This is a genomic window from Nosocomiicoccus massiliensis, assembly GCF_000438455.1.
GTDB lineage: Bacteria > Bacillota > Bacilli > Staphylococcales > Salinicoccaceae > Nosocomiicoccus > Nosocomiicoccus massiliensis.
Window position 1 is genome coordinate 37,361 of the sequence record NZ_CAVG010000145.1, and the last position, 13,077, is coordinate 50,437.

Sequence of the window (13,077 nt, forward strand, 5' to 3'; positions counted from 1 at the left end):
TTTCCTCCAACGTTTTAATTTCTTATTTTAGAAATGTTGTTTAATATCGTTTAATGTCGTTTCGATTTCATCTGTGAGTATTGTGACGTGGCCCATTTTACGTTCAGGTTTACGGTCAGATTTTCCATATAAGTGAACGTTCCAGTCTGAATGCTTATATAGTTCATCTTCTAAGCGATCTAAATCTTGTCCGAGTAAGTTCATCATAATCGCTGGCTGATGCTGATAAACTTCTGGTAATGGTAAATCACATACCGCTAATATATGTGCGTCAAACTGACTGATGTTACACGCTTCAATCGTATAATGTGCTGAGTTGTGAGGTCGTGGTGCGATTTCATTGACGTAGACGTTGTTGTCTTTGTCGACGAAAAATTCTACTGTGAAGACTCCGACGAATAGTAACTCTTCCATAATGAGTTCAACTTGTCGCTTAGCCTCTTCAAATACGTCAATTCTTGACGGTGCAATCGTACGATATAGAATTTGATTTCGATGTAAGTTTTCTTGAAGTGGGAAGACGACTGTTTCACCACTTGCGCTTCTTGCTACTGTTAACGACACTTCTCGTTCTAGGTCGATATATTTTTCTGTAACGAGTTCAACGTCTCCAAATGGCACGTCTTTAATATCCTCTTCTGACTCAATTAAATATTGCCCTTTACCATCATAGCCACCTGTTGCAGTTTTCACGATTACAGGGTAATCATGTTTTTCTATAAACTGCTGCAATTCTTCTTTTGTATTCGTCGTTTGATACGGTACGACTGTCGCTCCTGATTTTTGAATTGCTGCTTTTTCAGTTTCTCTGTCTTGAAGCGTCAGTACTGTCTCTGCACCTTGAGGAACGTAGTGATGTTCAACTAAATCTCTCAGTAAATGTGCATCGATGTTTTCAAATTCATACGTTAGAACATCTGACATTTCTGCAAGTTGTTTGAGTGCACTTTCGTCACTAAAGTCCGCATGAATAAATTCGTGACACGTCGCACGAGCAGGGGCATCTTCAGATGGATCTAAAATCGCAACTTTATAACCCATTCGAAGGGCACTTTGTGCGAGCATTTTACCGAGCTGTCCACCACCGATAATCCCGGTTGTTTTCATTGGTAATATCGTCTTACTTGAGGTCATTTTGCATATCCTCCACTTTTTGTTCTAATGATTTTGTGTATGCTTCTAATTTGTCATAGACTGATTCGTCTTCTATCGCGATCATTTTCGCCGCATAAATTCCAGCATTCGTCGCTCCAGCTTCACCAATTGCCATCGTCGCCACTGGGACGCCACCTGGCATTTGAACGATAGAATATAACGAATCGATACCGCTTAACGCTTTCGTTTGTATTGGTACACCGATGACTGGTACGTTCGTCATCGAAGCGATCATCCCTGGTAAGTGCGCCGCACCACCGGCACCTGCGATGATTACTTTCGTTCCTTTTTCTTTTGCATTTGTAGCAAATTCATACATATTTTTAGGCGTACGATGTGCACTTACGACTTCGACATCTGTTTCAATCCCGAAATAGTCGAGCATGTCTTTTGCTTTTTTCATCGTTGGCCAATCAGAAGAACTACCCATTACGATACTAACTACCAAAATACTCACTCCGTTTTTTAAGAATTCATTAATAATATACCACATAAAACAACGACAAAAAACCGAAAATACGAACGTTTTTTCATTTTTAAAAGCGAATGTTTGTGTTTTGATAAGAACAAACATAAAAAAGAGCGATTTAAATTATAAATCGCCCTTTTTCCTATCATCTAACGTTTTTTCAATTGCGTAAATATATAAATCTACTTCAGCTGCTCCGTTCATTTTAAAGCGCTCGTTAAAAATAAAGTGTGGCACACTTTGAACGCCGAGAATTTTCCCGTAATTAAAGTCTTCGAGTACAAGTTCAGCAAATTCTGATTCATCTTCAATCACTTCTTTTGCGCGTGCTCTATCGAGTTCTACCGCTTCAGCAACTGATAAAAGCACATCTTTATCAGCAACATTTTCGTTCAACTTAAAATTACGGTAGTATAATTCGTCTAACAATTCACTACCTTTTCCTTCTTGAATAGCAAACTTTAATAAACGATGCGCATCACGTGTATTTGATGGCACAACGTTTTCTAAATTCAATTCAATACCTTCTGCTTTTGCAGACTCGATTAAAATACGGTATTGTCTGCGAATTTCTTCTTCAGACACACCTGTTCTTTCTGATAATGACGTAATCAACGTTTCCTCTGGATATTTTGGTGCTTCATAGTTGAGTTCAAAGCTTTTATATTCGATGTCAAAATCGACTTCGTTAAATTCCTTTAACGCTTCTTCAAATTTCTTTTTTGCGATATAGCAATACGGACATGCGATATCTAAATATATTTTTATATTCATACAGCTCATCCTAATTTCAAATAGTCGTACTTTTATTTTACCAAATATTATACTTTTTTGAACAGCATCATGCGAAAACAGGCCGTTTCTGCTATAATATTTAATGCATGATTATCTATCGAGTATAACTTGCAATTATATGTATGATAGGAGAAAACAAAATGAAATATCGAGTATTACTGTATTACCACTACGTTACGATTGAAGATCCAGTAGAATTTGCTGATGAGCATCTTCAGTTTTGTAAAGACCTCGGTCTAAAAGGTCGTATTTTAGTCGCGAATGAAGGGATTAACGGCACAGTGTCAGGTGATTACGAACAGACTGAAAAGTACATCGAGTACATGAACAATCACCCACTATTTAAAGGAATGCCTTTTAAAATTGACGAAGCAGATACACATGCATTTAAGAAAATGCATTGCCGCCCACGTCCTGAACTCGTGAACTTAAGTTTAGAAGATGACATTAACCCACACGAAATTACGGGTGACTATTTATCACCCGAAGAGTGGATGGAAGCCATTCAAGATGAAAACACTGTCGTATTAGACGTAAGAAACGACTACGAATATGACGTTGGACACTTCCGTGGTGCTATTAAACCTGAAGTTTCAACATTTAGAGATACACCAGAATGGGTCAGACAAAACAAAGACCTATTTGAAGGTAAACGTGTTTTAACATATTGTACAGGTGGAATTCGTTGTGAGAAGTTCTCTGGCTGGTTAAAACGTGAAGGTATTGGAGAAAACGTCGGACAACTTCACGGTGGTATCGCAACTTACGCTAAAGACGAAAATACAAAAGGTCAACTATGGGACGGTCAAATGTATGTATTTGACGAACGCCTAACAGTACCGATTAACCAAGTCGACCCAACAGTTATCGGTGTCGACCATTACGACGGTACACCATGTGAACGCTACGTCAACTGTGCAAACCCAGAGTGTAACGCACAAATTTTATGTAGCGAAGAAAACCAACACAAACATTTAGGCGCTTGCTCAATGAAATGTGCAGAGCACCCTAGAAATAGATATATTACGGTTCATAACATTCCACAAGAAGAAGTCGAAGAACGCCTTGAAGCAATGCGTAATAGTGACTTTGCTAAAACTGAAATGATTGGACCACGCGCATAATAAAAACACGTCACTTATGTGACGTGTTTTTTAATATCTGTAATACCCATCCACTTTACCATGGACATAAGATACTGCACGTAGTCCGACACCTTCGTCTGGATTTAATGCGTCGACCATCATTCCGTCTCCAACATATACACCAACGTGAGCAAAGTCATTAAAGAACACTAAGTCTCCTGGTTCGGGATTTTCTACTCGTGTACCTTCTCTCACTTGATCATAAGTTGTTCTAGAAACGTTAATACCTCTAAACTCTCTTAAAAACTGCTGTGTAAACGCGGAGCAATCGACTTCTGTATTAGAGTTCCCACCCCATACATATCGTTTTCCTACAGCTAGTTGTAACGCAAAATCCGCAGCGTCAGTATCAGGTTGTACAAAATCTTCATCTACAAACTTTCCATATGTATACGTTATAGAATCATTTTCCTCTTCTTCTTCAGAGAATGGCTGACTCGGCTGTAACATTAATGCATGCGCTTCGTTTGATAATACAAAGCACGCACATGCTGATAAAACAAAAGAAAGTATTAGCTTCTTCATATAATCCTCCTCTTCTAAAGAATAGAAGAACGAGCTTACGCTCGTTCTTACTATTGTTCTACAACTACATATGCGCTAAACTCTTTAGTTTTCAACTCAACTTGCCCAGATTTTTTATTAAATAATCCATTACCTTTGAATTGTTCACCAGAGTTAACATTTAACACATTAACTTTTTGTTTTGGTGACTCTAGAAGTACGACAAAGTTTGAATTTAGCTGAGATACTTCTTCAGCGGCACCATTTGATTCAACGATAAGTTTTACTTTAAGTTGATCTGATAATCCATCTGATTCAAATCTTTCAAGAACTACATATACGTTGTCATAGCCATTTAATTCATTGAAGTTATCTACGTTAAACTTAACGCCGTAACCACCTAAATCAAATGTTAACGATTTGTTCTTTTTAAGTTTTGAAAGTGTGTTTAGTGCACTATTATCTAACTCAACAGCTACGCTGTTGTATTCAGAAAGATCAGCGACAACATCACTTCTACCATTTACGAATAAGCCGTCATAGTTGTTTGGATCGAATGAAACAACTTCCTCTTCAAACTCTCCTTCGTCATCACCTGGCTCTGGTTCTGGCTCAGGATCTGGCTCTGGTGCTGGTTCGTTTGGTAATTCGTGATGTCCTTCTTTTACATCATTTTCAGCAGGGTTTACAGTGTACTCATATGTCTTACTGTTACCAGCTGCATCCGCAAAGTCGATAGTTAAGTGGTAAGCAGTATCAAACTTCTGATCGAAGTTGAACTTACCTTCTTTAGTGAATTGTCCGTTACCAGTTAACTCTTCTTCACCATTACTTAATTTCACTTTACCTTTAACGAATAAGTTCGGATCGTAATCTAATCCATAAAGCTCTTTAAGTTTTGGTAATGCGTTGATGTAAAGATCGTCTACAGTAATATCTAAGTTGCCATCTACAACTTTTGCTTCTGTAATTTCAGTCGCTTTACGTTTAACGAATAATGGACCATCGAACTCAGAGTTTAATTGAGATTGTCCATCAATCGCTAGAACGTCTACTGTGTAGACACCATCATCAATTTTACCTGGTACACGTTTTTCATCTACGATATTGTACATGTCACCGGTAATCGGTAATTGATTTTTTAATTCTGGTAAGAATAAGAAATCAATTGTTCCTTCATACCCGTCGTTATCTGGACCAGATTTAGGATCGAGTAAGTTAAAGTATGAAACAAGTGCATAGCTTTGTGGTTGACCAAACTCGAGGTCGAGTACAGTTTCATCTTGTACGCCGTCATCGTTTGGTGAAATGTGTAAGTCTTGTAATTCAACTTTCTTAATGCTTTCGCCACCTGCATCGTCACCGATTAAAGCAGCAAATGGAACGCTGTAATCACCGTGGTCACTCTTCACGTGAATGTAACCTTGGACTTCTGTTCCGTCTGGTGTGTCTTCAGGAGCATCAATCGTAAACTCTACAGACGCATTGTCTGCTGTTGATACTGATGTTTCGCTCGCTTGAAGGTTAATTCCAACATCTGATAACATTTCAATTTCGATGTTGTAGTTTACAGATGAACCACTATTATTCTCGATGAATAATTCTTTAGTTTTTGATTCACCACTTTGCATTTTTCCAAATGACATTGTACCACGTGTATGCTCATGAACTGTTCCATCCATTTCTGTTTCATGATTCACTTTAAGTAGTGAGTCAGTCGTTGCAGCTGCATACGGCTGTACAAGTCCAGCACCTTGATCGAATACATCAAATGTAGATGTGTCGAGTAATTTCGCTGTGTTTGAAAGTGCAGATTTCACGTCAAACGGCGTGTAATCAGGGTTTAACTCTAAGATTAACGCTGCAATACCTGCAACATGTGGAGTTGCCATAGAAGTACCTGTGTACTCTGCGAATGCATACGTGTAATCCATATTTTCATCGAATGCTTTAAACACTGGTACTGTAGATAAGATGTTTGTACCTGGTGCTGAAACATCCGGCTTAATGTCAAAGTTTGGTTTCGACGGACCTCTAGAAGATGAATCGTTCATTGCGTCTCCGCCTGAAACTTCATCTTTAAATGAGTTGAACGTCACTTTACCTTCTTTGTTTTTGTCGATTGCTTCTTTGAACTCTTTACCGTCAGTGTAGCCAACATCTAATGTCGGTACGTAGTGGAATGATTTACCTAAGAATAATCCTGTTGGACCAGGTGCGCCGCTTCCACTTTCAGAGTTATAAATAATAACTCCTTTTGCACCTTGCTCTTTAGCGTTTTGAATTTTTTCAACAAATGGAATATCTCCACGTTGAATGAGTGCAACTTTATCTTTTACATCAAGACCTTTAAAGTCTTCTACTTTACCAACATTCGGTACTGCAACTACTTCTTCAGTATCGCTCAGTTGGTCTTCTGGATTTTCATTCATTGTGTATGTCATAAAGAGTACGTCTTTTAACTCTTTTTTATAGTCTCCAGATTCTAACGTAACATTTGCGTAGTATTTTAACTCTGGTAGTGTCGTGTTACCTACACCGATACCAATCGCACCTGAAGCTGGACCTCCAACTGTAGAACGATTTGGACCTGAGTTACCTGTTGCTGATACCGCAACTGTACCGAGTAACATCGCGTTGTTTACAGCAAATGAGTTTGCTTGTGCTTCATCTGCTGAGCTGTTACCGAGTGATAAGTTAATAACGTCCATGCCGTCTTTAACTGCGTCTTCAATACCACTGACAATCCAGTTCGTATATCCACTACCGTATGCTCCAAGCACGCGGTATGCATATAATTGAACGTTCGGTGCAACACCAACAACACCGTATTCGTTGTTACCTTGTGCTGCAATTGTTCCCGCTACGTGTGTACCGTGAGTTGTCCAGTACTCACTTCCGTTTCTTTCTTCTGGAACATTGTCCGGACGCTCTGCTGGATTAGTTTCATACGGATCATCTGCTGCACGTGGTGATTTGTATTCATTACCTTCTACGTAGTTACGTCCACCTTTATAAACATCTTTTAAGTCTGGGTGGTTGTAGTCAATTCCAGTGTCGAGTACTCCGACTTTAACGCCGTTACCTTTTTCACCGATTTCCCAAACCTTTTCGATTTCAAGGTGTTTTAAAGCAGGTATTAGGTTAGATGAAACATCATCTTCACCTTTTGCTACTTCAGCTGATTCTGGAGTATGTACTTTCGTAATTTCAGGGTCTAAAGTTACAACAGTATCTTTTTCAACAAATGCAACATCTTTTAGCTCTATAAGCTTATCTAAGTCTTTTGCATCTACTGTTAATGCCTCAGCATTTAAGACTACGTCGTATTTCTTCTTCTCCTTAACTTTTATCTTCTTAAACTTTCTTTCTTTTTGAACACGTAATCGCTCTTTTGCGATATCGTTTTTAATCTTCTTTTCGTCTGCTGCTGTAAAGTTTTTGCCTTGCGCATTCGCGATACCTTTCGCTAACCCTACAGACGGCGTACGGTAGTGGACAATTACATCTACTTGCCCTGTCTCTCCTTCTAAGTTTTCAGAGATTGTTGCTGGACCATTAATAAGTTCTAATTGTTCAGCAATTGCTCGCTGTTGTTCAAGTTGTTCTTTTGTCAGTTTAACATCGTGCTTTAATCCTTCTACTCTAAGCGTACTGTCTAAATCAAAATCATTTTCAGCCGCATTAGCGAGTGGCGAGAACGAGGTTAAAACAATTAGAACGATCGAGAACAGTAAAAACAAACGTCTAAGTTGCTCTACCATATACAAGCCTCCTAAAAATTTTAATATCGAATTCTGAAAATTTGATATTTACAGTTATGTTAACGCTTTAGTAAAATTAATGCAATACAATTTATAAAAATTATTTTAAAATCCGAAATAAAAAACGCACATCGAGTTGATGTGCGTTCCATATGAATGAAATTTTTATAATCCCATTTCTTCTTCTACTACTTGTGCAATTTTTTCTGCATAAGATTTCGCTTGTTCTTCTGTCTCAGCTTCTACCATTACACGTACGAGTGGCTCTGTTCCGGATGCACGAACTAAAATTCGTCCATTGCCTGCCATTTCTTCTTCGACAGATTGTATAACTGATTTTACTTTTTCGTTATCAGTGACATGATATTTATCCTCAACTTTTACGTTCACAAGTTCTTGAGGGAATTTCACCATTTCACCATGTAATTCACTTAGTGTCTTACCACTTTTCTTAATGATGTGTGCGAGTTGTACACCTGTTAATAACCCGTCACCTGTCGTATTATGGTTGAGCATAATAATGTGACCAGATTGCTCTCCACCTAAGTTATAGTTGTGAGTTTTCATTTCTTCAACGACGTAACGATCTCCAACTTTTGTTTTATCGCTTTTAATATCTAGCTTTTCAAGTGCTTGATAAAACCCTAAGTTGCTCATTACTGTACTTACGACCATGTCGTCATTTAAAAGACCATTTTCTTTTAAGTCTTTTGCTAAGATGTACATAATTTTATCTCCGTCGACGAGCTGTCCTTTTTCGTCAACCGCAATGATACGGTCTCCATCTCCATCGAACGCAAGACCAAAGTCAGCACCGAGTTCGACTACTTTTTCTTGTAACTTCTCTGGATGTGTAGATCCGAATCCAGCGTTAATGTTTGTACCATCTGGATTACATCCAATCGTATCTACGTCCGCTTCTAAGTCACCGAATAAGTACGGAGCAAGTGAATACGTCGCACCGTGCGCACCGTCAAGGACGATATGTTGATCGAGTAAATCTCCGTCAATCGTTGATTTTAAATGACTTAAATACTTTTGCCCACCTTCGAAAAAGTCTGTTATAAATCCAACGTCAACTCCTGTCGGACGTGGCAATTCAGCATCTTCATCTAACATACTTTCAATTTTTGCTTCTGTCTCGTCGTCAAGTTTAAATCCGTCGTTTTGGAAGAACTTAATACCGTTATCTTCTACAGGGTTGTGAGATGCAGAAATCATCACACCGAGGTCCGCTTCCATATCTTTAGTTAAATATGCGACACCCGGTGTTGAAATAACCCCAAGACGAATTACTTCTGCTCCGATTGATAATAATCCAGCAATGAGTGCAGATTCTAACATCTCACCAGAAATACGTGTATCTCTTCCAATCAGAACGCGCGGTCTTTCTTCTTTACTATTTTCAAGTAAAACACTGCCTCCAACACGTCCAAGTTTAAATGCAAGTTCTGGTGTTAAAAGCGCGTTTGCTACTCCTCTAACACCGTCTGTTCCAAAATATTTACCCATAATTAACTCCTATTTCTTACTTATTTTGACTTCAGCTTTTACATTCGCTGGTTCAGTTTTTTGTATATTACTCGGTAATTCTAGTGATACATTAAAACTACCAGATTTGTCGATATCTTCTAAATTAATTTCCGCTTCGACCCCGACGATTTCATCGAGCATATCTTGTGGGCCATAAATTGTTATCGTCTCATTTTCTAAAGAGATACCATCGAGTTGGTATCCACTTTTTAAACTGCCGACAACATTTAAATAGACCGGCACTTCTTTACTATTTTCTTTCACTTTAATATCTACTGCAACTTTCTGTGGCTCGATTACGACATCTAATTTGTTATATACACCGTCAAAGACACTTACTTCCGCACTTTCTCTAATCGCATCAGTAATCTTCTCAGTGCCAGAAATCATTGCACGAACATACTGTATACGTGCCATATCATCTTCTCCACCTCTAACAGTGACGACTTCCGGGTCTGTCGTAATAGACTCGATTGTATAGTTAGATGATAAACGACTTTCGTTTACTTCCGCCTGAACTTCAAATGTTTGTTCGACTAAGTTTTGAATCGACACCATTGTCTTTTTCGGTAAAACTGTTGCTGTGATGTCATCAGGTATTCCTTCTACTTCATACGTCACTTCAAACTCACCAAGCTCATAATTTCGTAGATCTAATACGACGTTAAAGTTATCTGTCGCTTGAATTTGCTTTAACTTTGATGGCGTCCCTGAGAAGTTCACTTGAACTGTTTTTTGTGCTCCTGTCACGTAGTACTCTTCTTCATCGTACTTTAATTCAACAGGTACATTTTCAATCGTAATCGTATCATTACCACCATTTTGTCCAAATAGATTAAAATCTTCAAATATCTTATTTGCGCTCGCAAACATGAATAACGCGAGTATCAGTGATACGACAAGTATACCCGGTTTACTTTCTAGCAAATAGACCACCTCCGTCTTTCTTTACGGATGTCATTATCCAATACTTCTTTAATTCTTCATCGAGTTCTTCTATCGATAAATTTTTTCTTAAACGGCTGTCAATCGTCGTAGAAACGTCACCAGTCTCTTCAGAAATGACGATTGTAAATGCATCTGTAACTTCTGAAATACCGACAGCTGCTCGGTGTCTAGTCCCAAGTTCTTTGCCGATTTTATTACTCTCTGATAGCGGTAAATAACTCCCTGCTGTAACGATTTTATCGTCTCGTACAATCATCGCTCCATCATGCAGTGGTGTATTCGGCACGAAAACGTTAATGAGTAATCCAGCAGTTAAATCTGCATTCATCGGCGTCCCTGTTTCGATATAGTCTTTTAATCCAGTTTCACGTTCAAATACAATTAAAGCCCCGATTCTACGTTTGGCCATATATTTCACAGCAGTAATCATTTCTTCACGGTACTTCTCTAATTCGTCTTCACGATTTGTCGTCGACTTTTTAAAGATCTTTCCTCGTCCGAGTTGTTCTAACGCTCGTCTTAACTCAGGCTGGAATATTACAATTACTGCTAAGAATCCCCATTGAAGTACAAGGTCAAAAATTTGTGTCGTCGTCGTCAGTTCTAAAAAGTTACTAACTGCTCGACCGATGATTATGAAAAATATACCTTTGATTAACTGGATTGCTTTTGTCCCTTTAATCACATTAATTAATTGATAAAATACAAACCATACAATTAATAAGTCGACAATACTTGTAATTAAATGGAGTGTTGGTGTTTCTTCAAATAGTTTTCCTATAAGCATGTCGTTTCTTTTCCTCTCTAGATAATAGATTTGAATCGCTCGTCTAGTTCGTCTATTATCTCATTCAATGCATTGAATTCACGCGTGAATTCAATCGTTCCATATATATCAAGCGCAGACTTAACGTCCCCTTTCGCAAGAAGTGAATATGAATACAATACTTTATCATACACATTAGTTTTGTGTGCTGTAATTAGTTCTAGTGTATCAAATTTTTTCTCATGATACAGGCAAATACCCTTCATATAACGTACGTCGTCCTCTTTATAAGTGATATTCACTTGACGAGATAGATATTCCATTCTATTGATAATTCTAAGTACTGTATAGTACTGCTTTTTATTGAAATAAATATTGGCCATTAAAAATAAGTTTTGAATCGACTCTAGTTGAAACTGATTCGTATATGACATTTCAACGAGTGCACGTTCTAAAACGTCGAGTGCTTCATCATAATCATTATTTTTAACATAGTAGCGACTGATCACATTCGTATAACGAATAAAATAATCGTTCACAGGCATTTTTAACAGTATATTTGCTGCATCGTCTAAATATCGTTTACATAACTTGTATTGAGATCGATTTAAATAATATTCTCCATATATTAAATAAATTCTCGCTAAATCTAACTTTTTAATATCTTCTTTTTCTTCATAATGGTTGTCGATAAATTGTTCAATGACGTCAAAATCTTCATTTTGAATTTTATTCTCATAAAAAATTATCTCACGACTCATATCGATATCACTGTATTGATAGTTCTTACTTTCAACCATCAAGTCATTCACATTTACACCAAGTCGTTCACTTAACTTAACAAGCACGTTATTCGATGGCTGAACCGAGCCTTTTTCAATTAAACTTAAATACGTTCTCGATACGATGCCTTCAGACAATTCTTCTTGAGTCAGTTTTTGATTGTTCCTTAATTCTTTAATTCTATTACCAATCATATGTACACCTCACGTTTCACTCTTTTAGAGTATGAACGTTTTAATAACAAAATGCAACAATGTTTAATAAACGTTAAAAAAGCTAGTGCAATTGCACTAGCTTATTTTGTACGTTTACCGAATAAATATTCTGTTACGTGTACAGCTGTTTCTGCTGTCTTATTTTCTTCATCGAGTAAAGGATTCACTTCTACTAAATCCATTGAAGTGAGTTTGTTTGTTTTACTTAACTCTTCCATAAACATGATGACTTCAGAAGTAAATAGTCCACCTGGTACTTTAGTACCTGTACCTTTTACTTCCATCGGGTCAATTGAGTCTACGTCAAATGATAAATGTAAGCCATCTGTATGCTCTAAATGTTTTAGAGTACGGTTTAAAATCTCATTTAAACCGAGTTCTCTTACGTCACTCATAGAGAACGTTAAAATATTTTTTTCTTTAATTAATTCTTTTTCTCCATCGTCTAAATCTCTAACTCCGATTAAAACGACATTTTCAAAATTAAGTTTCGCATTAAAGCCGTTCACCGACGTTAATTTTTCATTACCTACACCTAATAATTCAGCTAAAATCATACCGTGAATGTTCCCACTCGGAGATGTTTCTGCTGTATTTAAATCACCATGTGCATCAAACCAAATAACGCCTAAGTTGTCATAGTGAGGTGCAATTCCTGATAAACTACCAAGCGCAAGCGAGTGATCTCCACCGATAGTTAAAGGAAATTTATTGTTTTCTACACTTGAAGATGTAGCTTTAGCTAACGCTTCAGAGTAGTCTCTTACTTCATCTAAATTTTTAAGATCATCTGTTACTTTAATATTTTGTTTAGTATAGTTATGAGGATAGTTACCGATAATATTTCCAACATCAGTAACAGTATGTCCATTTTGTTCAAGCATTTCTACAATGCCTGCGATTCTTAAAGCATCAGGTCCAAAAGTCACTCCTGGTTTACCTTGCCCAAATGCTGTTGTTGCTCCTATTAAGTCAATCTTTAATGACATATGATAACCCA

At 37.5% G+C, this 13,077-nt stretch carries 11 protein-coding genes; 1 reads left to right on the top strand and 10 read right to left on the bottom strand.

The annotated features are described in order from the left end of the window. Positions 1-27: 27 nt before the first annotated feature. The 3 genes from purK to TJ68_RS07440 form a co-directional block, all read right to left on the bottom strand. Positions 28-1,134 carry a 5-(carboxyamino)imidazole ribonucleotide synthase gene (purK, locus tag TJ68_RS07430; RefSeq protein WP_040929537.1) on the bottom strand — a complete coding sequence of 369 codons (1,107 nt, stop codon included), beginning with the start codon at positions 1,132-1,134 and terminating at the stop codon, positions 28-30. Beyond that, the gene (gene purE / locus TJ68_RS07435; protein WP_040929546.1) at positions 1,121-1,603 is read right to left on the bottom strand and encodes a 5-(carboxyamino)imidazole ribonucleotide mutase; all 483 of its coding nucleotides are present in this window, start codon (positions 1,601-1,603) and stop codon (positions 1,121-1,123) included. The genes purK and purE overlap by 14 nt, the downstream gene beginning before the upstream one ends. A gap of 144 nt (positions 1,604-1,747) precedes the next feature. Then, complete coding sequence (locus tag TJ68_RS07440) at positions 1,748-2,398, bottom strand: DsbA family oxidoreductase (protein ID WP_040929538.1); 651 nt, start codon at positions 2,396-2,398, stop codon at positions 1,748-1,750. A 161-nt stretch (positions 2,399-2,559) separates the two neighbouring features. Between TJ68_RS07440 and trhO the strand changes: the two genes are divergently transcribed. Then, the gene (gene trhO, locus TJ68_RS07445) at positions 2,560-3,543 is read left to right on the top strand and encodes an oxygen-dependent tRNA uridine(34) hydroxylase TrhO (RefSeq protein WP_040929539.1); all 984 of its coding nucleotides are present in this window, start codon (positions 2,560-2,562) and stop codon (positions 3,541-3,543) included. A 30-nt stretch (positions 3,544-3,573) separates the two neighbouring features. Here the strand turns inward: trhO and TJ68_RS07450 are convergent, their stop codons facing one another. The 7 genes from TJ68_RS07450 to rocF all read right to left on the bottom strand — a co-directional run. Further along, positions 3,574-4,089 (bottom strand): C40 family peptidase, encoded by a 516-nt coding sequence (locus TJ68_RS07450; protein WP_052327384.1) that lies wholly within the window; start codon positions 4,087-4,089, stop codon positions 3,574-3,576. A 50-nt stretch (positions 4,090-4,139) separates the two neighbouring features. Continuing rightward, positions 4,140-7,832 carry a S8 family serine peptidase gene (locus TJ68_RS07455; RefSeq protein WP_052327385.1) on the bottom strand — a complete coding sequence of 1,231 codons (3,693 nt, stop codon included), beginning with the start codon at positions 7,830-7,832 and terminating at the stop codon, positions 4,140-4,142. Positions 7,833-7,997: 165 nt separating this feature from the next. Beyond that, the gene (glmM, locus tag TJ68_RS07460; RefSeq protein WP_040929540.1) at positions 7,998-9,344 is read right to left on the bottom strand and encodes a phosphoglucosamine mutase; all 1,347 of its coding nucleotides are present in this window, start codon (positions 9,342-9,344) and stop codon (positions 7,998-8,000) included. Between the two features lie 9 nt (positions 9,345-9,353). Next, positions 9,354-10,292: a CdaR family protein gene (locus TJ68_RS07465; RefSeq protein WP_040929541.1), complete on the bottom strand. Its 939-nt coding sequence runs from the start codon at positions 10,290-10,292 to the stop codon at positions 9,354-9,356. Then, positions 10,279-11,100, bottom strand: coding sequence for a diadenylate cyclase CdaA (cdaA, locus tag TJ68_RS07470; protein WP_040929542.1), 822 nt, complete (start codon positions 11,098-11,100; stop codon positions 10,279-10,281). Before cdaA ends, TJ68_RS07465 begins: the two co-directional genes overlap by 14 nt. Before the next feature lie 17 nt (positions 11,101-11,117). Next, the gene (locus tag TJ68_RS07475; RefSeq protein ID WP_052327386.1) at positions 11,118-12,056 is read right to left on the bottom strand and encodes a helix-turn-helix transcriptional regulator; all 939 of its coding nucleotides are present in this window, start codon (positions 12,054-12,056) and stop codon (positions 11,118-11,120) included. Positions 12,057-12,157: 101 nt separating this feature from the next. Beyond that, positions 12,158-13,077 (bottom strand): arginase (gene rocF, locus TJ68_RS07480; protein ID WP_337587687.1); only part of this gene is annotated, 920 nt, incomplete at its 5' end.